The organism is Paraburkholderia sp. SECH2, from assembly GCF_030464795.1.
Lineage (GTDB): Bacteria > Pseudomonadota > Gammaproteobacteria > Burkholderiales > Burkholderiaceae > Paraburkholderia > Paraburkholderia aspalathi.
Genome location: NZ_JALPRH010000026.1, coordinates 64816 through 87753, shown reverse-complemented (window position 1 = coordinate 87753; position 22938 = coordinate 64816). Strand labels below are relative to the sequence as shown.

19 protein-coding genes and 1 pseudogene are annotated in these 22938 nt (G+C 61.5%); 16 read left to right on the top strand and 4 right to left on the bottom strand.

All coding sequences use genetic code 11. From position 1 onward, the window contains the following. Positions 1 to 3: 3 nt before the first annotated feature. The 4 genes from M0D66_RS31090 to M0D66_RS31075 all read left to right on the top strand — a co-directional run bounded on the left by M0D66_RS31090 (position 4) and on the right by M0D66_RS31075 (position 3430). Positions 4 to 969 (top strand): D-glycerate dehydrogenase, encoded by a 966-nt coding sequence (locus tag M0D66_RS31090; protein ID WP_211708993.1) that lies wholly within the window; start codon positions 4 to 6, stop codon positions 967 to 969. Then, on the top strand, positions 966 to 2075 hold the full coding sequence (locus M0D66_RS31085) for a LacI family DNA-binding transcriptional regulator (protein ID WP_211708994.1): 1110 nt from the start codon (positions 966 to 968) through the stop codon (positions 2073 to 2075). The genes M0D66_RS31090 and M0D66_RS31085 overlap by 4 nt, the downstream gene beginning before the upstream one ends. An 82-nt stretch (positions 2076 to 2157) precedes the next feature. Then, complete coding sequence (locus M0D66_RS31080) at positions 2158 to 2961, top strand: YhfC family intramembrane metalloprotease (RefSeq protein WP_266212464.1); 804 nt, start codon at positions 2158 to 2160, stop codon at positions 2959 to 2961. A 100-nt stretch (positions 2962 to 3061) separates the two neighbouring features. Further along, positions 3062 to 3430: a DUF3022 domain-containing protein gene (locus M0D66_RS31075; RefSeq protein ID WP_093644975.1), complete on the top strand. Its 369-nt coding sequence runs from the start codon at positions 3062 to 3064 to the stop codon at positions 3428 to 3430. 110 nt (positions 3431 to 3540) lie between these two features. On the opposite strand, the gene M0D66_RS31070 is transcribed toward M0D66_RS31075, so the two are convergent. Both M0D66_RS31070 and M0D66_RS31065 read right to left on the bottom strand, forming a co-directional pair. Next, positions 3541 to 3978: a PGDYG domain-containing protein gene (locus tag M0D66_RS31070; RefSeq protein ID WP_200621327.1), complete on the bottom strand. Its 438-nt coding sequence runs from the start codon at positions 3976 to 3978 to the stop codon at positions 3541 to 3543. Positions 3979 to 4156: 178 nt separating this feature from the next. Continuing rightward, positions 4157 to 4673, bottom strand: a pseudogene (locus M0D66_RS31065) (Spy/CpxP family protein refolding chaperone). 187 nt (positions 4674 to 4860) lie between these two features. Between M0D66_RS31065 and M0D66_RS31060 the strand changes: the two are divergent. From M0D66_RS31060 to M0D66_RS31050, 3 genes are all read left to right on the top strand, one after another. Continuing rightward, on the top strand, positions 4861 to 5745 hold the full coding sequence (locus M0D66_RS31060; RefSeq protein ID WP_200621325.1) for a LysR substrate-binding domain-containing protein: 885 nt from the start codon (positions 4861 to 4863) through the stop codon (positions 5743 to 5745). Positions 5746 to 5896: 151 nt separating this feature from the next. Next, positions 5897 to 6355: an Lrp/AsnC family transcriptional regulator gene (locus tag M0D66_RS31055; protein ID WP_054039581.1), complete on the top strand. Its 459-nt coding sequence runs from the start codon at positions 5897 to 5899 to the stop codon at positions 6353 to 6355. A 224-nt stretch (positions 6356 to 6579) separates the two neighbouring features. After that, positions 6580 to 7677 carry a saccharopine dehydrogenase family protein gene (locus tag M0D66_RS31050; RefSeq protein ID WP_093644967.1) on the top strand — a complete coding sequence of 366 codons (1098 nt, stop codon included), beginning with the start codon at positions 6580 to 6582 and terminating at the stop codon, positions 7675 to 7677. A gap of 192 nt (positions 7678 to 7869) precedes the next feature. Here the strand turns inward: M0D66_RS31050 and M0D66_RS31045 are convergent, their stop codons facing one another. Together M0D66_RS31045 and cydX are read right to left on the bottom strand one after the other, a co-directional pair. Further along, positions 7870 to 8490: an ATP-binding protein gene (locus M0D66_RS31045; RefSeq protein WP_211708996.1), complete on the bottom strand. Its 621-nt coding sequence runs from the start codon at positions 8488 to 8490 to the stop codon at positions 7870 to 7872. Then, positions 8487 to 8636, bottom strand: coding sequence for a cytochrome bd-I oxidase subunit CydX (gene cydX, locus M0D66_RS31040; protein WP_093645038.1), 150 nt, complete (start codon positions 8634 to 8636; stop codon positions 8487 to 8489). The genes M0D66_RS31045 and cydX overlap by 4 nt, the downstream gene beginning before the upstream one ends. A gap of 275 nt (positions 8637 to 8911) precedes the next feature. On the opposite strand from cydX, the gene M0D66_RS31035 reads away from it, so the two are divergent. From M0D66_RS31035 to M0D66_RS30995, 9 genes are all read left to right on the top strand, one after another. Beyond that, positions 8912 to 9352 carry a hypothetical protein gene (locus M0D66_RS31035; protein WP_211701320.1) on the top strand — a complete coding sequence of 147 codons (441 nt, stop codon included), beginning with the start codon at positions 8912 to 8914 and terminating at the stop codon, positions 9350 to 9352. 247 nt (positions 9353 to 9599) lie between these two features. Continuing rightward, positions 9600 to 10577, top strand: coding sequence for a magnesium/cobalt transporter CorA (gene corA / locus M0D66_RS31030; protein ID WP_093644961.1), 978 nt, complete (start codon positions 9600 to 9602; stop codon positions 10575 to 10577). 348 nt (positions 10578 to 10925) lie between these two features. Then, on the top strand, positions 10926 to 11888 hold the full coding sequence (locus M0D66_RS31025) for a sugar ABC transporter substrate-binding protein (protein WP_211707469.1): 963 nt from the start codon (positions 10926 to 10928) through the stop codon (positions 11886 to 11888). Between the two features lie 435 nt (positions 11889 to 12323). Next, complete coding sequence (locus tag M0D66_RS31020; RefSeq protein ID WP_093644957.1) at positions 12324 to 13364, top strand: LacI family DNA-binding transcriptional regulator; 1041 nt, start codon at positions 12324 to 12326, stop codon at positions 13362 to 13364. Between the two features lie 483 nt (positions 13365 to 13847). Continuing rightward, positions 13848 to 15650: a methyl-accepting chemotaxis protein gene (locus M0D66_RS31015; protein ID WP_211707468.1), complete on the top strand. Its 1803-nt coding sequence runs from the start codon at positions 13848 to 13850 to the stop codon at positions 15648 to 15650. A gap of 315 nt (positions 15651 to 15965) precedes the next feature. Then, on the top strand, positions 15966 to 16727 hold the full coding sequence (locus M0D66_RS31010; protein ID WP_211707467.1) for a hydratase: 762 nt from the start codon (positions 15966 to 15968) through the stop codon (positions 16725 to 16727). An 826-nt stretch (positions 16728 to 17553) separates the two neighbouring features. After that, the gene (locus M0D66_RS31005; protein WP_054039598.1) at positions 17554 to 19476 is read left to right on the top strand and encodes a PrkA family serine protein kinase; all 1923 of its coding nucleotides are present in this window, start codon (positions 17554 to 17556) and stop codon (positions 19474 to 19476) included. Positions 19477 to 19663: 187 nt separating this feature from the next. Next, entirely contained in the window at positions 19664 to 20935 is a 1272-nt protein-coding gene (locus M0D66_RS31000; protein ID WP_054039600.1) for a YeaH/YhbH family protein, read from the top strand. Next, positions 20932 to 22650, top strand: a complete 1719-nt coding sequence (locus tag M0D66_RS30995) for a SpoVR family protein (RefSeq protein ID WP_200621706.1) — start codon at positions 20932 to 20934, stop codon at positions 22648 to 22650. Before M0D66_RS31000 ends, M0D66_RS30995 begins: the two co-directional genes overlap by 4 nt. Positions 22651 to 22938 lie beyond the last annotated feature (288 nt).

Sequence of the window (22938 nt, the reverse complement as noted above, 5' to 3'; positions counted from 1 at the left end):
CTGATGAAAAAGATCGTCGCCTGGAAATCGCTGCCCGAGGATGTGCTCGCGTATCTGCAACAGCATGCGGAAGTCGTGCAGGTCGATCCTGCGCAGCACGACACATTCGTCGCCGCATTGAAGGACGCGGACGGCGGCATCGGTTCGAGCGTGAAAATCACGCCGGCGATGCTCGAAGGCGCAAGCAGGCTGAAGGCCTTGTCGACCATCTCGGTGGGTTTCGATCAGTTCGATGTTGCCGACCTCACGCGCCGCGGCATCGTGCTCGCGCACACGCCGGACGTGTTGACCGAGTCCACGGCGGATACGGTGTTCTCGCTGATCCTCGCGTCGGCGCGGCGCGTGGTCGAGCTCGCGGATTGGGTGAAGGCGGGCGAGTGGAAGCAAAGCATCGGGCCGGCACATTTCGGTGTCGACGTGCAGGGCAAGACGCTCGGCATCGTCGGGCTGGGCCGGATCGGCGGCGCGGTTGCGCGGCGCGCGGCGCTCGGTTTCAACATGAAGGTGCTGTACACGAATCGCAGCGCGAATGCGCAGGCAGAACAGGCATACGGCGCGCGCCGCGTCGAGTTGGCGGAGTTGCTCGCCACCGCTGACTTCGTCTGCCTGCAAGTGCCGCTCACGCCCGAGACGAAGCACATGATCGGCGCGGCCGAATTCAAGTCGATGAAGAAGAGCGCGATTCTGATCAACGCATCGCGCGGCGCCACGGTCGATGAACAGGCGCTGATCGAAGCTCTGCAAAACGCCACGATTCACGGTGCGGGTCTGGACGTGTTCGAGACCGAGCCGCTGCCGGCTGATTCGCCGCTGCTGAAAATGGCCAACGTGGTCGCGTTGCCGCACATCGGCTCGGCGACGCACGAGACCCGCCATGCGATGGCGCTTAACGCAGCGGAAAACCTCGTTGCCGCGCTTGACGGTACGCTCGCGACTAATATCGTCAACCGTGAAGTGCTGAAGAAATGAGCACGACGCCGCTTGCCGCCCCGCGCCGCGCGACGATTACGGACGTCGCGCGCGAAGCCGGCACGGGCAAGACCAGCATCTCGCGCTATCTGAATGGCGAGATGAGCGTGCTGTCGCCGGAATTGCGCTCGCGCATCGAGGCGGCTATCGAGCGTCTCAACTATCAGCCGAACCAGATGGCGCGCGGCCTCAAGCGTGGCCGCAATCGCCTGATCGGCATGCTGCTCGCCGACCTGACCAACCCGTATTCCGTCGAAGTGCTTCAAGGGGTGGAAGCCGCTTGCCATGCGCTTGGGCTGATGCCGCTGATCTGCCACGCGGCCAACGAAGTCGAAATGGAGCGGCGCTATCTGCAACTGCTGACCACGTATCGCGTGGAAGGCGTGATCGTCAACGCACTCGGCGTGCGCGAGGAAACCCTGCGGCCGGTGGGCGGCGGCGGGATTCCGGCGGTGCTGGTCGACCGTTCGGTGGATGGGCTCGTCGCCGACATGGTTGGGCTGGACAACCGGGCGGCGGCCGAGCTCGGCACGCGGCATCTGCTCGACAATGGGTTCGACGATATCTGGTTTGTCGTCCAGCCTTTCGAGCAAGTCAGTTCACGGCAACTGCGCGAGGCGGCGTTTCGCGAGGTGATAAGCGGCGTGGGCGGCGCGGGTGGGCATACGCTGGTGCTGAATCTTGCGGAGCCGGCAGCCGTCGAGCGCGCTCTTGCCGAACTGGACCGCGCAATTGACGCGGATGGCGGCCTTGGCGATGCCGTGGCCAGCGTGACAGGTAACGCGACAAGCAGCGTCACAGTTCGCACCGGTGGCAAAGCCAGCCGCATCGCCTTGTTCGCGGCCAACGCGCCCGTCGCGCTGTGCCTCGCTCTCCATTTGAAAGCGCGCTACGGCGCGGATTGGCAGGCGCGCGTCGCGCTGCTGTCGATCGACGATCCCGAATGGGCCGAATTGACGGGTATCACCGCGATCCGCCAGCCGACCTACGAGATCGGCTATCGCGCGGTCGAGTTCCTCCACGAGCGCATCGAAGGGGTTCAGGCCACCGCGCGCGACTGCCTCCTGCCAGGCGAATTGATCGTCCGCGCCTCAACTTTGCGCTGACTTTGCGCTGACTTCGCGCTGATCTGCGATCATTCGGGCTGCGGCGCGCAGCGGGTGCGCGCCGGTTATCGCAAGGAAACCCATGGTTGTTGCACCGCTTACCCTCTCGAGCCTCGCCGTCGCGACGCTGTTCATCGCCGCTTTACCGTTCCTGATCTACCGCCGTTTGCGTCGGCCGCTCGCGCTGAACCCCCGCGACGCGATCACCGGCATCGCCGTGTTCGCGCTGTTCGCGATGGTGATCGAGCGCGCGCTGAACGACTACGTGCTGCATCGGAACGAAGCGACCGCCACCTTCCTGTCCAATCCGGTGGCCTTCGTGGTGTATGGCGCGCTGGCGGCGGGTATCTGCGAGGAAGTGGGGCGGTTCATCGGGATGCGGCTGCTGCTCAAGCGCGCGGCAGCGAAGTCCGCTGCGGGCACGGGCGACGGCACGGCGCTGACCTATGGCCTCGGCCACGGCGGCGCTGAAGCGTGGCTGGTTGGCGTGCTGGTGCAGATTCAATGGATCCTGTTCGCCATCTTCGAAAACCGCGGCGAGCTGGACGGCTACCTGAGCAATCTGCCGACCGACTCGGTGATGCGCATCCACCTGATTCTCGCCAGCCTGACGCCGCAGACGGCCGGCATTTTCGCGCTCGAACGTGTGGCCGCGCTGGTGTTCCAGATCGGCTTGTCGGTGCTGATGTGGCGTGGGTTGCGGGCTGGCTGGCGCGGCATCCTGCCGCTCGCGATTGTCCTGCACGCGCTGGTCGACGTGCCGGCTACGTTGTTCCAGGCGCAGCTCGTGCCGCTCGCTGCCGTGGACGGCGTGTATGCGGTGGGGGCGGTGATCGTCGCGGGCTTGTTGTTCAGAGCGTTCCGTCGCCCGGCGCTTGTCGCGTGAGTCTGTTGTTGGCCGCTTGTTACAGTAGCCATCCGTGATTTTCTAACTTTCGGCGTACCCTTGCGGTACGCAGTTCAGGCTCATCCTTTCGGCACACTTCATGGAAGAAGCTTACCAATACGACTGCGCGAATCCCGAGTTCGAGGAATTGGCGCGCGTTATCAGCGATCTGTTTCCCGAGCAGACGCAGTTCATCCAGCGTGCGGGCGAAGACGGCACGCCGACGCTGGCGATTCACTGGGTTGCCATGCGTTTCGGTTCGACCGCGCGCCGGATTGTGATGACCGTGCTGATCGCGCCGACGGCGTTGGCGCGTTATCGTGCCTTGCCGGCGCGGCTGCGAGGCCGGAGTTTCGCCGTGTTACGGGCATATGTCGAAGCGAGTATTGGCTCGCTTGAAGAACAGTACGCGAACGGCGACGCGGTGCCGCGCGATGTGACGGTGGATCTCGGCGACGAGTTTGCCTGAAGCGATTGGCTCGAGACAGCCGGGCCATTGGGTAGAAGGCGGCCTTTTCGCGCCCAGCCGGCCACGATTCAGCGGCAGTGAATCATAGGCTGTGACTCATAGGCTGTGACTCAGTCCGCGAGCCGATAAACCTTCGCGAAGCGGGCGGCCTGCACCACGCCGTAGTCGCCGGGGGCGTACTGCATGATCCAGTCGCCGGCCGCGCCGTGCAGCACGTCGCCGCCACTCGCTGAACGTGCCAGTGAAAACGCTTCATTCATCTGCTTTGCCAGCACGACAGCGGGACGGTTACGGTATGCGCCCGCTTCGCCGTGAGCGAGCGCGGCGTCTTCCGGCAGGTATTTGGCATCGAAACGTTCACGTGAGACGACCCAGCGGTCGCCGGTCGATCCGGTGATCAGCGCGTCGCCGCGGGCATAGCGGTTCGGGCCTTCCAGGCTCATCAGTTCGCCTTCGGCAGCAGCAAATTCAACGCGCACGGTTTCGTTTTTGACGACGCGCTGGGCGTCGTCATCTTGACTCAGATCGAGATTTTTGAGTTCGGTCATGAAGCGAGTGGATGTGGAGAGATGAACAGCCTGGCCAGGACCTTGCGTCCCGACGCTGCATACTCGCAATCATGCCAGATGCATTTGAAGATCGGGTTCTTTTGCCAAGGGCAATAGAACTGCGCGCAGCGCGGAAACCCGCGCCGCGCGCCATCAACCGTGTAACGTAACTAATTTCTTACGGCTTCAGAGTCGCATCATTCCGCAGCGGCCGGTGCCTTCTTGGCGCCGCCCTTGCCCTGGTGACGATGGCCGCCTTCAGGACCGCCCTGATGGAACGTCACGTCGGCAAGTTTCTTCTGCTCAGGCGAGAAGCTGCTGTACAGCGGATCGAACGCATCGACCAGTTTCTTCATGCCGTCCGCATGCGCTTGCGCGATCGTGGCGTATTGCTTCATGTCGTCGATCGCCGACAGATTCGTGTTGGCCTTGCGCTGCTGGAACAACTGCCCCATCGTCTCGCCATTGCCGCGCATGACATCGGCGAACGCGTTCCATTGCGATTCCTGCGCCGGCGTGATCTTCAATTGCGTGTGCAGATAGGCGATGCGGTCTTCGACATTGCGCTCGTGGCCTGCTTTGGCGGCCGGCGCCGAAGCCGGGGTGCCCGTCGGTGCCGAGGCCGGTGCGGAAGTTTGTGCGAATGCGCCGCTCATGGCGACTGCGGTGGCCAGCATTACGAGTGCTTTTTTCATCGAAACTCCTGATGTCTGTTCGAATTATGACAAGGCGAGCATGGCGAGCGGCCCAACGCGCGTTCGCATAGCGACGCAAGGCGACCGGCTGCCCACTTCGCCGTCGCCGCTATTAGTATCACGATATCCCTACAATGCGGCTGCAGTGCGACAAACGCTTACAACCGAAACGAACAGGAAATAGCGGGTGGACAAATTCGTCAGCATGGAAATCTTCGTTGCGGTGGTCGAGGCGGGCAGTCTCACGGCGGCTGCCGAGCGTTTTGACATTTCGTCGGCGATGGTGGGCAAGCACATCCGCTCGCTTGAAACGCGGCTCGCGACGCGGCTTCTGACGCGTACCACGCGCCGTCAGAGCCTGACCGAAATCGGCCGTCAATACTACGAGCAGTGCCGGCGCATTCTGGCCGACGTCAAGGCGGCGGAGTCGCTCGCCGAGGCCATGGCGGCCGCGCCGCGCGGGGTGCTGAAAGTGACGGTGCCGCTGACCTACGGCGTCGAGGTCTTTGCCCCGGCGATGACCGACTACCTGAGTGCGTGGCCGGACGTGAGCCTCGAACTGGATCTGTCGAATCGTGTGATTGACCTAGTGGAAGAGGGCTTCGATGCGTCGGTGCGCATCGGCCGCTTGCCGGATTCCAGTTTCGTCGCGCGGCCGTTGAAGCCTTACCGGATGCGCGCGTGCGCGTCGCCGGCGTATCTGGCGCGGGCCGGCACACCGCGTACGCCGGCCGATCTCGTGCAGCACGAATGCCTCGGCTTTCTGCATTGGGGCCGTGAGGGCTTGTGGCGGCTAGGCGGCGAGGACGCGGACGAAAACCAGCTGCGCGCCGGACGGTTCCGGGCGAACAACGGCCAGGCGCTGAAGGTTGCGGCATTGCGTGGCTTCGGGCTGGTGTTGCAGCCGGAGGCGCTGCTTGCGAGGGAGATCGCCAGTGGCGAACTGGTGTCGGTGCTGGAGGACTATCTGCCGGAGGGCGCGCCCGTCCATCTGCTTTACTCACGCGACCGCCGCGCCACGCCCAAGCTCACCAGCTTCATCGATTTCGTGATCGAGCGGTTCGGGGCGTGATCGTGCCGCTTGCCAGGCTTCGTTTCCCGTTTCGCGCTCGTTGTTAGCCGTTCATCATTGCGTCACGCATGGCTCGGGGTTCCTCTGCCTGCCGCCCGATGCCCAGGACGCGCGATAATCCTTCACAACCGACCAACTTCCTTCGCCCCCGATGAGACCTCCGCGCCTCGACCAACTCGACGATCTCGACCGCAACCTCGTTGCGCTGCTGCAAGCCAACGCCCGTGAGAGCGTCGCCAACCTCGCGCGTCAACTGGATGTGGCGCGTACCACTGTGATCGCCCGGATCGCCAGGCTCGAGCGCAGCAACGTGATTGGCGGCTATAGCGTGAGGCTCGGCCAGGACGTACTCGACTCGAGCATCCAGGCGTACGTCGGCATCATCATCGCGCCGAAGTACGGGCCGGCCGTGCAGAAACGTCTCGGCAAGATGCCCGAGGTACAACTGCTATGCGCGGTGAGCGGCGAGTTCGACTACGTCGCGTGGCTGCGCGCCGATTCGCCCGACCGCCTCAACGATCTGCTCGACGAGATCGGCGGCCTGGAAGGGGTGGAGCGAACCACCACGTCGATCATTCTTGCGCGCAAGATCGACCGCGGCATGGTGTGATCCTACGGCCAGATTTTTACGCCGTTTTGACATGTTTTCGACATATCGACTAATCACGTCGTCATAACGTCGAAATTCATGGTCATAGCGCAGCACTTTGCGCGTATGAACTGTTTTTGCTTCTCCCTAAACTGTGTCTCAAGGGTTCAGCCCGCCGGGCGCAGCGCCTTAGCGCAGCGCACTTCCCAAGCTGGAGACAGCATACACAGAACAAGGAGAAGCGCATGAAAGTAGCCATCGTTGGCGCAGGTTTGATCGGTCACACCATCGCCCATATGTTGCGCGAAACGGGCGATTACGACGTCGTCGCATTCGACCGCGATCAGCATGCGCTCGATAAGCTCGCCGCCCAGGGTATCCCGACCCGCCGTGTCGATTCCGCCGATGCCGCCGCACTGCGAGCCGCCATTCAGGGCTTTGACGCGCTCATCAACGCACTGCCGTATTACCTGGCGGTGAACGTGGCCTCGGCCGCCAAGGGCGCGGGCGTCCATTACTTCGATCTGACCGAAGACGTGCGCGCCACCAGCGCGATTCGTGCAATCGCCGACGACGCCGATCACGCCTTCATGCCGCAATGCGGTCTCGCACCGGGTTTCATCGGCATCGCCGCGCATGAACTGGCGAACCGTTTCACCGAAATCCGCGACGTGAAAATGCGCGTCGGCGCGCTGCCGGAGTTCCCGACCAACGCGCTGAAGTACAACCTGACGTGGAGCGTCGACGGTCTGATCAACGAGTACTGCCAGCCGTGCGAAGCGATTCGCGACAGCCGGACGCAGTGGGTGCAGCCGCTGGAAGGCCTCGAGCACTTCTCTCTCGACGGTACCGAATACGAAGCCTTCAATACGTCCGGCGGGCTGGGTACGCTATGCGAAACGCTGGCGGGCCGCGTCGAATCGCTGGACTACAAGTCGGTGCGTTATCCGGGCCACCGCAACCTGATGCAGTTCCTGCTGGAAGACCTGCGTCTTTCGAGCGACCGCGATACGCTCAAGACCATCATGCGCCGCTCGGTGCCCGCGACCGCGCAAGACGTCGTGCTGGTGTTCATCACTGTGAGCGGTATGCGTGACGGTCAACTGGTGCAGGAAGTCTTCACCCGCAAGATCTTCGCGAAGACCGTGTGCGGCGTGCCGATGAGCGCCATTCAGATCACCACGGCCGGCGCGATGTGCGCGGTGCTCGATCTGTTCCGTGAGCAGAAGCTGCCGCAAAGCGGTTTCGTGCGTCAGGAACAGGTGTCGCTGCGCGACTTCCTCGCGAACCGCTTTGGCCAGTTGTACGAAGGGCAGTCGCTGGATGCGATGGCAACGGTGTAAGCCGCGATTGTCGCGTTGAGGTAGCAAAAGAGGCTCAATACCGAGGGCCGTGCGACGACGCGGTAGTGATTGCCGCGAGCAACGAAGCAGGTCTCGTAGAAGGCCGCTTGAAAAACGCCCCGTTATGCGGGGCGTTTTTCGTTTGAAACGCCGGTGCTATGCACGCAGTTGCACTGGCTGTGACATGGGCTGCTACACAGGCAGCGGCGGCAGCATCGCCGGCGGCGCAGGCGGCTCGCCCACGAGGCGTGCGAGCAACGCTTCGTAATCCGCGCGGGTTGGGGCGGTGTTGTCGAACATCAACAGGTCTTCGCAAATATCGCCGCTCGGCACGAAGCGGCGCTGCCGATACTCGTCCCAGTGCGCGAGTTTGTAGGCATCGTTCGGATTGCCGCGCGCGACGATGCGCTGATGCGCCATCTCTTCCGACGTGTAGACCCATACGACCCGCAGTGTCACGTCCGCGCCGATACCAAGCCAGGCGCGATCGAAGAGGCGCCGCTCGCGCACTTCGCGCGAGAGCGGCCCGACCACCAGCGCGCTGATGCCGAGCTCAAGATTGTCGCGGGCGGTATCGAGCAGGCCGCGATACTCGGGATCGCGCAGGTGTTGCAGAAAAAGCGGGCTGTCGCGGTCGTTCGGATCGCCGGTCAGCATGGCCATGGCGGCCGCGCTGTAGCCGCCGAACAGCGTATCTTTGTCGAGCAGGCAGAAGGGCGTCGCGCTCGCCTGCATCAGCGGGCCGATCAGCTTCTTCGCCAGGGTGGTTTTGCCGGTGCCGGCGTGACCGCAGAAGAAAACCAGGTGGGTCACGAAGACGTGTCCTCGGGTGCCGCGGCCGGGGTGCCGGCGTGCTGCGGGTCACGCGCGAATTTGCCGCTGGCCTCCAGCCACATCACATTGATGATGCCGAAGCCCAATGCCACGCCAATGCCGAGAATCCAGGTGAAATACCACATCGCGGTCTCCTTGATCGTGTGTCCGGCGAGGCTGCCGGTGAGGCTCTACGTATAGCCGGTACAGAGAAGCAAACATGCTGGCAGATAAAGGTAGCATGCGGCGGATCCGAGGGTAAATCCGCAGCGCGCGGCACCCACAGCGCAGCACTTTGCAGCGATCATGAAGAAGAACGCAGCAGCGCGCAAGAGGGCGCAAAGACAGTTGGCCGTTCGGCCAGGATCGCACAATGCGCCTATAACAAGAGCAACACCACCAACAACACGGGAGACCCAGCATGCCGATGCGTCCGCACTTCCACTGCAAAGCCGCGCTGCTTGCGCTGGCTATCGCGTCGCTCGCCGGTTGCGCCTCGACACCTGCCGAGCCCGTCCCGTTCAAGGAGGTGCCGCAGGCGCGCATCGTCCAGCCCGGTTATACGGAGCCCGGAACCGGGCTGGTCGCCGTGGACGTGCGGCGCGAACGTTCCCGCGACGTTATCGTCCGGTTTCGCGATGCGCTGGTGTATATCGACGGCGAGCAGGTCACCGATCTGATGAACGGTGAACATGTGGTCTTCTATCTAAGCCCGGGCGTGCATCGCATCGGCGTCTCCACGCAATTCGATCCGGTCGTGGAAATGCGCTTTACGGTCACGGCCGATACACGCTATACAAACCGTGCCTCGGTTACCTTCGACGACGATCACGGCATCGCTTTGCGCCGGGTTGCGCAATAACGCAGGGGAGGGTCTGACAAGCGCGGGATTGCGGCGCGAGAGCGTGTTGAACGGTGTCGAACCGCACCCGCGGCCCTACGTAAGCGTTAACGACGTTTCCAGTCTGATCATTTAACAATTGGATACATGACAGTCATGCAGAGCCCTTAACATGTCGGCTGTCGTGTATTCGTTCACTCAGATTCGCCACCGGGCTTACGCATGGTGCGAAGCCGGCCGGTCTGTTCCGTTTTCAAGGTAATCCAACATGCTAATCAATTGCGCCGCCTATCAGGACGGCCGGAAGCTGGCCGATATCGATATCGATAGCATCAGCGACTATGTGGCGCGGCCCGAGTGCTTCGTCTGGGTTGCGCTGAAAGACCCGGAGCCGGAAGAACTGGCTGTGATGCAGCACGAGTTCGGTCTGCACGAACTTGCGATCGAAGATGCGCAAAACGGCCATCAGCGTCCGAAAATCGAGGAGTACGGCGAGTCGCTATTCGCCGTCATACATACGGTGGAAATGGACGAAGCGGGTGAACTGCTGATCGGCGAGGTCGATGTATTCGTGGGACACAACTATGTGCTGTCGGTGCGCCGCGGTACGCGCACCGGGTTCCAGAATGTTCGCGCCCGTTGCGAGCGCGAGCCGGAATTGCTCAAGGAGGGCTCGGCATTCGTGCTGTATGCGCTAATGGACGACATTGTCGATCGTTATTTTCCGATCCTCGAGACGATGAACAACGAGATCGAAGCACTCGAGGACCGCATTTTCGAGCGCAACAATTCGGTGGCATCACGGGCAATCATTGAGGATCTGTATTCGCTGAAACGCCGGCTCGTGATCCTGCAGCATCACATCGCGCCGCTTCAGGAGGCGGTCGGCAAATTGACGGGCGGCCGGATTCCGAGCGTCTGCGGCGGCATGCAAGCCTATTTCCGTGACGTCTACGACCATCTCGATCGGATCGTCAGGATCATCGATGGCCGGCGCGAACTGGTTGTGACCGCGGTGCAGGTCAATCTGGGGATGATCTCGCTGGTCGAAAACGAGGTGACCAAGCGGCTCGGCTCGTTTGCCGCATTGTTCGCCGTGCCGACCATGATCGCCGGTATCTACGGGATGAACTTCGAGACCATCCCGGAGTTGCATTACAAGTTCGGCTATCCAATCTGTCTTGCCGTGATGGTGATCGTGGATCTGATCCTGTACTGGCGCTTTCGCAAGTCCGGCTGGCTCTGACGCGCCGCCAGCCCATCGCCCCGCGTGGTTTCCCGCTTGCACCGTGCGCAATAAAAGTCCAGCATAGGCGGCCCGCCGGCCGCTAAGCTTGCAGCTGGCGGTGAATCCGCCATGCACAGACTGAGCGAGGAACCGTTGCCAGAACACAGCCTGCCGGTGCGCCTGTTCGCCGCACCGCGCCGACGCCATCGAGCGCATCGCATCGACGCATTTTCTGCGAGCCGACGCACCGCAACACTGCGAATCGTTGACACTGCGGAAATGGCACGCTGAGAATAGGCCTCGCAAACGTTTGCGCACTACTAAAAATACGGCTCGCCGCGAGCCCAACAAACCCTGGAGATTGGCATGAGCCATCGCATTCGCCGCCGCATGCTGGCGGCCGCTGTTCTCGTCACCGCTACCGCCGCTTTTCCGTTTTCCTCTGCTTACGCGCAATCCACGCCCGCTCATAAGCCGAAGGTCGCGCTGGTGATGAAGTCGCTCGCCAACGAGTTCTTCCTGACCATGGAAACCGGCGCGAAGGACTATCAGAAACACAATGCCTCGCAGTTCGACCTGATCACCAACGGCATCAAGGACGAAACCGACACGGCGAACCAGATCCGCATCGTCGAACAGATGATCGTCTCGAAGGTCGATGCGATCGTGCTGGCACCGGCTGATTCGAAGGCGCTGGTGCCGGTCGTCAAGAAGGCCATCGACGCGGGCATCATCGTCGTGAATATCGACAACCGGCTCGACCCGGACGTGCTCAAGTCGAAAGACCTGAACGTGCCGTTCGTCGGTCCGGATAACCGCAAGGGCGCGCAGAAGGTCGGCGACTATCTGGCCAAAAAGCTGAAGGCGGGCGATGAGGTCGGCATTATCGAAGGCGTGTCGACCACCACCAACGCGCAGCAGCGCACCGCGGGCTTCAAGGACGCCATGCAGACCGCCGGTGCAAAGGTCGTGTCGGTGCAGTCGGGCGAATGGGAAATCGACAAGGGCAACGCGGTGGCGTCGGCCATGCTCAATGAGTATCCGAACCTGAAGGCGCTCCTCGCCGGCAACGACAACATGGCGATCGGCGCGGTCTCGGCCGTGCGCGCGGCCGGCAAGCAGGGCAAGGTGCTGGTGGTCGGCTACGACAACATCAACGCGATCAAGCCGATGCTCAAGGACGGTCGCGTGCTCGCCACCGCCGACCAGTACGCCGCCAAGCAGGCCGTGTTCGGTATCGACACCGCGCTGAAGGCGATCAGCGAGCACAAGAAGCAGTCGCAGCTGTCCGGCGTGGTGGAAACGCCGTGCGACCTCGTGACCAGGTAAGCGTCGGGCAGTAGGTGCCGAAATACGCACCGCAAGAAGCACCACAAGAAGCACCGCAACACGCCGAAGCACGCGGGTTCGCGCTTACGCCGCTGCATGCGGAATGCATGACAAAAGGCGCGCGAACCCGCGTCAATTCAATAAACGCTCAAGAAACCTCCTGCGCCGCCGTTAAATCCAGAGGTAAGCGACAAGTCTGCCGACACGTGGCTCGGCTTTTCGAATTACCTGGGGCCTCGCCGGTGAGCTACTGGCGATGATCGCGCTGTTCTCGCTGCTGGGTCGCCTTTCTGACGTGCGAGACGTTCAGCGCGATCACCAATCGGTGCGGCAAAGAACAAGTGTTCATGGGTGTGGTCTGTCTTCGAGGAAGACGTCCGGTGGGTCGCCAGATGGCGTGGCCGGCGGGAACAACAGGCAGGAGAGCAACAGGTTATGGCGACGATCAAGGATGTAGCGGCCGTGGCAGGCGTGTCGTTCACGACGGTATCGCACGTGGTGAACAACTCACGGCCGGTGTCGGCCGACGTGCGCGCGAAGGTCGAACACGCGATCCGTCAGCTTCACTATGTACCGTCGGCGGTGGCTCGCTCGCTCAAGGCGCGGGCGACGGCGACGATCGGTCTGGTGGTGCCGAACAGTACGAACCCGTATTTCGCGGAGATGGCGCGTGGTATCGAGGATGGTTGCTCGCGCAACGGTTACTGTCTGTTCTTCTGCAATTCCGACGACGATCCGGCCAAGCAGCGTAACTATCTGCGTGTTCTGCAGGAAAAGCGTATCGACGGACTGATCGTCGCCTCCGCGGGCGACGACGCGGTGCTGGCGCAGGCGCTTGCCGACGCCCGCGAGCCGCTGGTCGTCGTGGACCGCAATATCGAGGGCGTGAACGCGGATCTGGTGCAGATCGACCACGAGAAGGGCGGCTATCTTGCGACGCGTCATCTGCTCGAGCTGGGACACGTGCGGATCGGCTGCATCACCGGGCCTGTCAAGACGGCCGTGAGCGCCATGCGGGTACACGGTTTCATCCGCGCCATGACCGAACGCGGTATCGAGATTCCGGCCGGGGCCATTGTCGAAAGCGATTTTTCGGGAATGGGCGGTCATCGCGCGGCGGGACAACTGTTCGACACCGTGAAGCCGTCGGCGATTTTTGCCGGCAACGACATGATGGGCATCGGCGCGTTGCGCGCCGCGGCGGAGCGCAATATCAGCGTGCCGCGCGATTGCTCGATCATCGGATTCGACGATATCGAACTGGGACGATTCACCTATCCGGCGCTCTCGACAGTCGGGCAGTCAGTCCGCGCGCTCGGCGATATGGCCGCGCAGACGCTGATCGAACGCATTGCGGGTACCTCGTCGGGCAGTCCGCGAGCGCTGGGTCGCCGGCGTGTCGTGTCGCCGCGCCTGATCGTGCGCGAATCGACCGCAACATGGGCCGGCTTGGCGAGACGCGATATGGCGGCCTGATATCGCTTGTCGTGTTCCCGGGCGTGAGCCGGAAGGCTTCGCGGCCGGTCTTCCATGCGGCTTTTTGCGGGCTGCTGAATCGCGCGCGAGAGTTGAGCGCCGACCCGGACTTAAGCGCTTCCCACCCGTCTTCGAGCGCGCCATTGCGCGCCCAAGGTCCCGGATCGAAAGTCCCGCTTTAAACCCCGTCTGAATCCGTTTCGCCTATCCGCGTTCGGCGCTTTCGCGCCGCGTGAATGCAATTCCCCGAATGCCCAAAACGCCGTGCGAGCGCCGCACAGACACGGCCTGTCAGTGTTTTGTAATTTCTTCCAATTGTTTACAACGTCTTTCTTCATACCATATAAATCCTTCAAGTATGCCGATCAGGTGCCGTAAACAAAACTATTAGAGCGCCGCCTCAGATCAGCGCCATGTACGCAGAGCCACACGCTACCCCGCGCTGCGCACGCAGCCTCTTATTTGTTAAGTACAGGAACGAGCATGTTGAACAAAGGCATCACGATCAAGGCGCGGATTGGCCTCACGATGGCTTTCCTCGCCGCGCTGCTGGTCGCCATCGGCGTTTTCGGTTTGTTCGGCATGAGCCGTTCGAACGACGCTTACAAGGATACGTTCGCCAACGCAATGCCGAGCGCGGTCAATATCGGCAACGCCGAGTTGTTTGCCGCGCGCGAGCGGCTGGCGCTCGACCGGGCCGCGTTCATGATGGGCACGCCGGAGGTGGCCTCGACGATCGAACGTGCGCGTGCGATGCGCGCGGCGTCCGACATGTGGTGGAAAAAATATATGGACCTGCCGCGCGACACCGGTGAAGACCGTCTCGCGCAGGACGTGATCGCCAGGCGCGATGCACTGCATCAGCAATTGGAGTCGTTTGCGGCAATCATTACGGCGAACGACCAAGGCAAGGTTGTCGACGGCGCCAAGCGCCTGCAGGTGGCATACAACGACCTCTCCACGGCGGACGACGCGCTGCGCAAGTTCCAGTTCGAATCGGCCAAGCAAGGTTACGACTCCGCGCAAAGCAGTTTCGAAGTGTTCCGTATGGTGAGCGTTGGCGCACTGCTCGTCGGCGTGCTCGCCGCCGTGCTGTCCTACCTGACGCTCAGCCGCGCGATTGCCCGCCCGCTCGAGGCCGCCCTCGGTCATTTCGACGCGATCTCCGCCGGCGATCTGCGCCGCCCCGTCGTGGTCACCTCGCGCGACGAAATGGGGCAACTGCTGGAAGGTATCGCCAAGATGCAGCGCAGTCTCACCGAAACGGTGCGTACGGTGCGCAGCGGCAGTGAATCGATTGCGACGGCCACGCGCGAGATCGCGGCCGGCAATATCGACCTGTCCTCGCGAACGGAAGAGCAGGCGTCGGCGTTGCAGGAAACCGCGTCGAGCATGGAAGAGCTGACCGGCACGGTCAAGCAGAACGCCGACAACGCCCGCCAGGCGAGCTCGCTGGCGGCCAATGCGTCCGAGATTGCCAACAAGGGCAGCGCGGTGGTCGGCCAGGTGGTCGGCACGATGGGCGACATCAATCAGAGCTCGGCGAAGATTGCCGACATCATCTCGATCATCGAAGGGATTGCGTTCCAGACCAACATCCTGGCCCTGAATGCGGCCGTGGAAGCGGCGCGGGCCGGCGAAGAAGGGCGCGGGTTCGCGGTGGTGGCAGGCGAAGTGCGCAGCCTCGCGCAGCGCTCGTCGGCGGCGGCCAAGGAAATCAAGGAACTGATCGACACCTCGGTGGAGCGCGTGCAGTCCGGCTCGGCGCTGGTCGACGAAGCCGGCCGCACCATGACCGAGATCATCGGTGCGGTGCAGCGCGTGACCGACATCATGGGCGAGATCGCGGCGGCCTCGGAAGAGCAAAGCAGCGGCATCGACCAGGTCGCGCGCGCGGTCACGCAGATGGACGAGGTGACGCAGCAGAACGCCGCGCTGGTCGAAGAAGCCGCTGCGGCAGCGTCTTCGCTCGAAGATCAGGCCGGCAAACTGCGTTCGGCGGTCGCGGTGTTCCAACTCGAAGAAAGCGGTTTCAAGGCGCCGGTGAGCGCGGCGCCGAAGCGCGCGGCCGCGCCGGTTCGCCCGGCGGTGGCACGTAAAGCGCCACATGCGGTGTCACATGCGGTGTCACACGCCGTGTCACATTCCGCTTCACAAGCCACCCCGGCAGCGAGGACGTCTGCTGCGCCCGCAGCGACACAGGCACCGGCTGCCGCCGCGCCGACGAAGGCACCCGCACGGGCAGTGGCGAGCGCCGGAAGCGATCAGGATTGGGAAACTTTCTGATCGTTGCAACATTCGTTCCCGATGATGCATCAGACGGAACGGCGCTTGTGCGGATCGGCCGCATGACGATAAAGACCGCGATTGCGCATGCAACCGCGGTCTTTTTTCATGGTCTGCGCACTAAGTAACGTTCACATGCGTTGTCGACACCCTGGCAAGCGTCATGATCCGGTACATTGACGGGCGCGACTACCGCTTGTATCGGCAAATCGCCGCCAAAGGCAGTCAACGCGCGGACCGTGAGCCCGCTTTTCCCAACTGCTGCAACTCAGCGCGGCAACCCAACGCTCAACGCGCCAGCCATAAAGGACCGACATGACGCAATACGACCTCGCGCACCGCCTCGTCGAAGCCCGCCGGCAGCATCGCCCGATCGATGCGCCCCCACTCGACAGCCTGCCGCCTGACGCAGCAACCGCGTACGCGATCCAGCAGGCCGTGATCGTGGGCCTCGGCGACTCGACCGGTGCGTGGAAGATCGGCGCCAGAGCGCCGGGCGGGGCCGCCGCGGGCGCGCCGATTCCGGCTTCGCTGGTGCTGCCGTCGCCCGCGCGGGTGGCCCATACCGGCTTTTTCCGGGTGTTGGTGGAGCTGGAGGTCGCCTTCCGTTTCGCCGAGGCGATCGAACCGCGCGGCCGGGCTTATGCGCGCGATGAGGTGCTGTCGAAGGTCGGCGTGGTGCTGCCGACCATCGAGATCGTCGATAGCCGCTTTGCCGAGTGGCCCAATGTCGCGCCGCTCGCACAACTGGCCGACGCACAGAACAACGGCGCCTTGATCACCGGTCGTCCGGTTGCCTATGCGGGTCTTGCGCGCAGCTTCGATTTCGTATCGCCGGAGCTCGAGCTGAGTTTCGACGGCAACTCGCTGGTGCCCGAAGCCACGGGTAATCCGGCCGGCGATCCGCGTGAACTGCTGGTGTGGTTCGTCAACCATTGCGCCGCCATGGGCATCACCATCGAGCCGGAATGGACGATCACCACCGGTTCGTACGTCGGTGCGCACAATGTGGACAAGGCGGGCATCGTGCGCGGCCACATCGACGGCCTTGGGGAAGTGGAGATTGAACTGACCTGAGCGAGTCATCGCGTACTTGTAACGGCGCGCGTGTGAGGGGCCGCTTGTAACCGCTGATTACGAAGCATCACGCAAACGGCTGCCCGCGGGCGGCCGTTTTACATTTGCCGGCGCATCTGCACTGCACGCTTAGCCGTATACACCTATGAAGTGGCCCGATGCGCTGCCGTGATCCAGTTATACACGCGGCTAACCATGTCGCCGACGCGGTTAATACGCGAGGCAGGCATGGGCAGCAAGCAGCGGCAACACACCGCACTTCATGCGAAATAGTGCGGAACAATACAGCCGTCGCGTTGACGAACCGCTTGACGCTGCGTCGGTGAAGCGCGTCGCAGGTGATCACGGCGAACGAACATGTAACACTGCGCATGTCGCTGTAGACCAAACAGCGAAGCCGCGCGTTGATGAAAAAAGGTCCCGGGCACAGAAAACGCATGACGTCCGTGCTCGATGCACGAAAGTGTGCGCATGCAGACAGGCTGTCCGGTAGAGCAGTGGGATCGTTCGATGAACGAGACGATTCGTGTAACGGAGCATGGCGAACCGTGCTGGTCAGTGCTGGTCAGTATGGCGAGCAGAGGGCGCAGGAGCGGCAGTAACATGAGCCGGCAATCGCTGCACATTCGCTGTGATGTGAGCGGAAGATTGTAGGTGAGCGAATCTGTGTTTCCAAGTGAGGAATGTTGGGAGGCGGGTACGGCGCGATTTTCGCAACGTAGTTCGTGAAAAAAAATTTAAAAGGGTTTAGGATGAATTCGAGCGATGTCGTTTCCGAATAGCGCGCCGCGCACGACATCGGTCTAGACTTCGGCGAGGAGGTAGCATGGATATCTACAGCAGTTTCGCGACCCGCTTCGAGAAAACGCGAGAAGATGAACTCTCGCTCGAGGAGTATCTCGCGCTCTGCAAAGACAATCCCGCCGCGTACGCTACGGCTGGCGAACGCATGTTGACGGCAATCGGTGAACCAGAACAGATCGACACTCGCAACGATCCGCGCATGTCGCGTATCTTCGCGAACAAGGTCATCAAGGTATACCCCGCATTCCGTGAGTTCTACGGAATGGAAGAGGTGATCGAGCAGGTGGTCGCCTACTTCCGGCACTCGGCCCAGGGGCTCGAAGAAAAGAAACAGATTCTGTATCTGTTGGGACCGGTCGGCGGCGGTAAATCGTCGATCGCGGAACGTCTGAAGCAACTCATGGAACGCGTGCCGTTCTACTCGATCAAGGGCTCGCCCGTGAACGAGTCGCCTCTCGGTCTGTTCGATTACGACGAGGACGGTCCGATCCTCGAAGAGCAATACGGTATTCCACGCCGCTACCTGAAAAACATTCTGAGCCCGTGGGCGGTGAAACGCCTGCACGAATACAACGGCGACATCCGCAAATTCCGCGTGGTGCGACGCTACCCATCGATCCTTCGTCAGATCGGTATCGCCAAGACGGAGCCTGGTGACGAAAACAATCAGGATATTTCGTCGCTGGTCGGCAAGGTCGATATCCGCAAACTCGAACAGTACGCGCAGGACGATGCGGACGCATATAGCTACTCTGGTGGCCTGTGCCTTGCGAACCAGGGCTTGCTCGAGTTCGTCGAAATGTTCAAGGCGCCGATCAAGGTCTTGCACCCGCTGCTTACCGCGACTCAGGAAGGCAACTTCAAGGGCACGGAAGGCTTCGGTGCAATCCCGTTCGATGGCGTGATCCTCGCCCACTCGAACGAGTCGGAATGGAAGGCGTTCCGCAATAACCGCAACAACGAAGCACTGCTCGACCGGATCTTCGTCGTGAAGGTGCCGTACTGCTTGCGCTATGGCGAAGAGGTCAAGATCTACGAGAAGCTGCTGCGCAATTCGTCGCTGGCCAGTGCGATATGCGCGCCAGGTACGTTGAAGATGATGGCGCAGATGTCGGTGCTCACGCGCTTGCAGGAGCCGGAAAATTCCAGCCTGTTCTCGAAGATGCAGGTGTACGACGGCGAGAATCTCAAGGACACCGATCCGAAGGCGAAGTCGTATCAGGAGTACCGCGATTTCGCGGGCGTGGATGAAGGGATGACCGGTGTGTCGACGCGCTTCGCGTTCAAGATCCTGTCACGCGTATTCAACTTCGATTCGACGGAAGTCGCGGCGAACCCGGTGCATCTGATGTACGTGCTCGAACAGCAGATCGAGCGCGAGCAGTTCCCACCGGAAACCGAGCAGAAGTATCTGTCGTTCATCAAGGACGTGCTGGCGTCGCGCTATGCCGAGTTTATCGGTAAGGAGATTCAGACCGCGTATCTGGAGTCGTATTCCGAGTATGGTCAGAATATTTTCGATCGCTACGTGACGTATGCGGACTTCTGGATTCAGGATCAGGAGTTCCGCGACCACGACACCGGCGAGAGTTTCGACCGCGCGGCGCTGAACGCCGAACTGGAGAAGATCGAGAAACCTGCGGGCATCAGCAACCCGAAGGACTTCCGCAACGAGATCGTGAACTTCGTGCTGCGTGCGCGGGCAGCGAACGCGGGGAAGAATCCCGCGTGGATCAGCTACGAGAAGCTGCGCGTCGTGATCGAAAAGAAGATGTTCTCGAACACGGAAGAGCTGTTGCCGGTGATCTCGTTCAACGCCAAGGGTTCGGCGGAAGAGCAGCGCAAGCACGAAGACTTCGTCAACCGCATGGTGACGAAGGGCTATACGCCGAAGCAGGTGCGCTTGCTGTGTGATTGGTATCTGCGCGTGCGCAAGTCGTCATGATACGCACTGCGTGCCGCCCGCGCGGTCTGACCGCGCGGGCACCTTGCGAGCCGCAAGTTGCATGGACATAGCGTTGCGTTTGCCGACATGCCTATTGCAACGTACGTCTCGCGCAGCGGAAATTGCGACTGCATAGGACCGGAGTAAGCGCTAAAGCGCCAACTCCGGTCGATACTGGAGACCGGGCGTGCTTCATCAAATCATCGACCGCAGGTTAGCTGGTAAGAACAAGAGCATTGCAAACCGCGAGCGTTTTTTGCGCCGCGTTAAAAACTACATTCGTCGCGCTGTCTCGGAAGCGGTTCGCGATCGCAGCATCAAGGATATTCAGAACACCCAGAGCATCACCATCCCACGCAAGGACATTGCGGAACCGTCGTTCCGGCATGGCCCCGGCGGCAAGCGGGAAATGGTGCATCCGGGCAATTCCGACTACATCCGCGGCGACAAGATCCAGCGCCCGCAAGGGGGCGGCGGCGGAGGCGGGGGCAACCAGGCGAGCAACGAGGGCGAGGGTCAGGACGACTTCGTGTTCGAGTTGAGCCGCGAAGAATTCATGCAGTATTTCTTCGACGACCTTGAACTGCCGCGTCTCGTCAAAACCCATCTGATGGCCGTGCCCACGTGGAAAAGCATCCGCGCCGGCTGGGCGGCCGAAGGCACGCCAAACAATATCGACGTGGTCCGTTCGCTGCGCAGCGCGCTCGGCCGCCGGATTGCGCTTGGTGCGCCGCTCGTCAATCAGTTGCACGAGATGGAACGGCAACTCGAAGTGATGAAGGCCGATCCGGACGACCGTCGCGACGAGATCAAACTGCTCGAAGAGGAAATCCACCATTTGCGCGGGCGCATCTGGCGCATTCCGTTTATCGATCCGTTCGATCTGCGCTACGTGAACCGGGTGAAGCAGCCTACGCCGTCCAGCCAGGCGGTAATGTTCTGTCTGATGGATGTGTCCGGTTCCATGGACGAGCAGCGCAAGGATCTCGCCAAGCGCTTTTTCATCCTGCTGTATCTGTTCCTCAAGCGTAACTACGAAAAGATCGAGGTGGTGTTCATTCGCCACCACACCCGCGCTGAAGAGGTCGATGAAGACACGTTCTTTCATTCGACGGAAAGCGGCGGCACGGTGGTGTCGAGCGCGCTGGAGCTGATGCAGAAGGTGATGGACGAGCGCTATTCGCCGACTGAATGGAATATTTACGGCGCTCAGGCGTCTGACGGCGACAATTGGACCGACGATTCGCCCAAGTGCCGCAAGATACTTTCGGATGACATCCTGGAGAAGGTGCGCTATTTTGCGTATATCCAGGTGACGCCGGAAGAGCAGAACCTGTGGCTCGAATATGCACAGTTGGCGCTGAGCCAGCCGCACATGGCGATGAAGAAGGTCGAGACCGCGGCTGACATTTATCCGGTGTTTCGGGAGTTGTTTGAAAAGCAGGTGGCGTCTTCATGACGGCAAAGCACCTGCCCAACGAAGCGCGCGGCGATCAGCCGGCGCGCGGAAAAGGCGTGCCGCAGCAGCAAAAGTCGGGGCATGCCGAGGCGAAGGCGGACGATACGGGAGCCGCCGCAGCCGGAGCAGTCGACGCCGCTGCAGCACGGGGACACACCGGAACGCCCACTGAGGGGCAAAGGGAAGTCCGTATGAACGTAGCCGATAGACGGCCTCTGCCGTGCCCGTCCGACTGGACCTTCGAATTGATCGAAGAGTACGACTCGCATATTGCCCGTGTTGCAGAGCAATATGAACTCGACGTGTATCCGATCCAGCTCGAACTCATCAGCGCCGAACAGATGATGGACGCTTACGCGTCCGTCGGCATGCCGGTGAACTACCGTCACTGGTCGTTCGGCAAACACTTTCTCTCTACCGAAAAAAGCTACCGTCGCGGGCAGATGGGGCTCGCGTACGAGATCGTCATCAATTCGAACCCTTGTATCGCGTATCTGATGGAAGAGAACACGATGACGATGCAGGCGCTCGTCATCGCGCACGCGGCCTATGGCCACAATTCTTTCTTCAAGGGCAACTATCTGTTCAGGCTGTGGACAGATGCACACGCGATCATCGATTACCTCGTCTACGCGAAGAATTACATCGCGGAGTGCGAAGAGCGCTTCGGGCTCGACCGGGTGGAGGAGCTGCTCGACTCGTGCCATGCGTTGATGAATTACGGCGTGGACCGTTACAAACGTCCGCAGAAACTGTCGCTGGAAAAGGAGTTTGCGGCGCGTCGCGAACGTGAGGCTTATCTGCAATCGCAGGTCAACGAACTGTGGCGCACCTTGCCGACCCGGCATACGCCGTTGCCGGAGGAAATCGAGGAGCGTTATCCGCCCGAGCCGCAGGAAAACCTGCTGTATTTCGCGGAGAAGAACGCACCGCTGCTCGAGCCGTGGGAGCGGGAAGTGATCCGCATCGTGCGCAAGGTCGGCCAGTATTTCTATCCGCAGCGGCAAACCCAGGTCATGAACGAAGGCTGGGCGACGTTCTGGCACTACACCTTGCTCAATACGATGTATGCCCAGGGCAAGCTGGAAGACGGTTTCATGATGGAGTTTCTCCATTCGCACAGCAATGTGGTCTACCAGCCGCCGGTCACGAAACCGTACTACAGCGGCATCAACCCGTATGCGCTCGGCTTTTCGATGATGAGCGACATCCGCCGGATCTGCGAATCGCCAACGGAGGAGGACCGCAAATGGTTCCCCGAGCTGGCCGGCAGTCCGTGGCTGCAGGCGATGCACTACGCGATGCGCAACTTCAAGGACGAGAGTTTCGTCGCGCAGTATCTGTCTCCGCATCTGATCCGCGAGATGCGTCTGTTCTCGGTGCTCGACGACGACATGCGTGATGCGCTCGAAGTGTCCGCGATTCACGACGACAGCGGCTATCAGTACGTGCGTCAGGCGTTGTCGCGGCAGTACGACATGCACCATCGGGAGCCGAATATTCAGGTTTGGGCGGTGAATACGCGTGGTGACCGGAGCCTGACGCTGCGGCATTTCATGAGCGACAACCGGCATCTGTCCGGCGATAGCGATGAAGTGCTCAAGCACATGGCGCGCTTGTGGCAGTTCGACGTCTACCTGGAAAGCGTCGATGAGAACGGCACGGTGAGGAAGCGGTATGAGTGCAAGTATGTGCCGCCGGCGATAAGGGTTTGAGTTCGCTCGGCCTTATTGCGTAGAGGCTGTTTTCTGATCTGTCCGAAGCCCCTGTTTGTCTATGACGAACAGGGGCTTTTGTCATTTGGAGTCTGGCGGGTCGCGTCGCCTCCTTTTTTCAGTAATTTTTGAAAAAGTACTGAAAAACCCACAATCCGTTCCGGAAGGCAGAATTCTCGTGATGCCCAAGGAGACCGATATCAACCTCGTATCGGTCTCCTCCCTGAGGCGCTCACTAAGCAGCACTCGGAGACCTGGCAACGAGCCTCTCGGGATAGTCCCTAACAA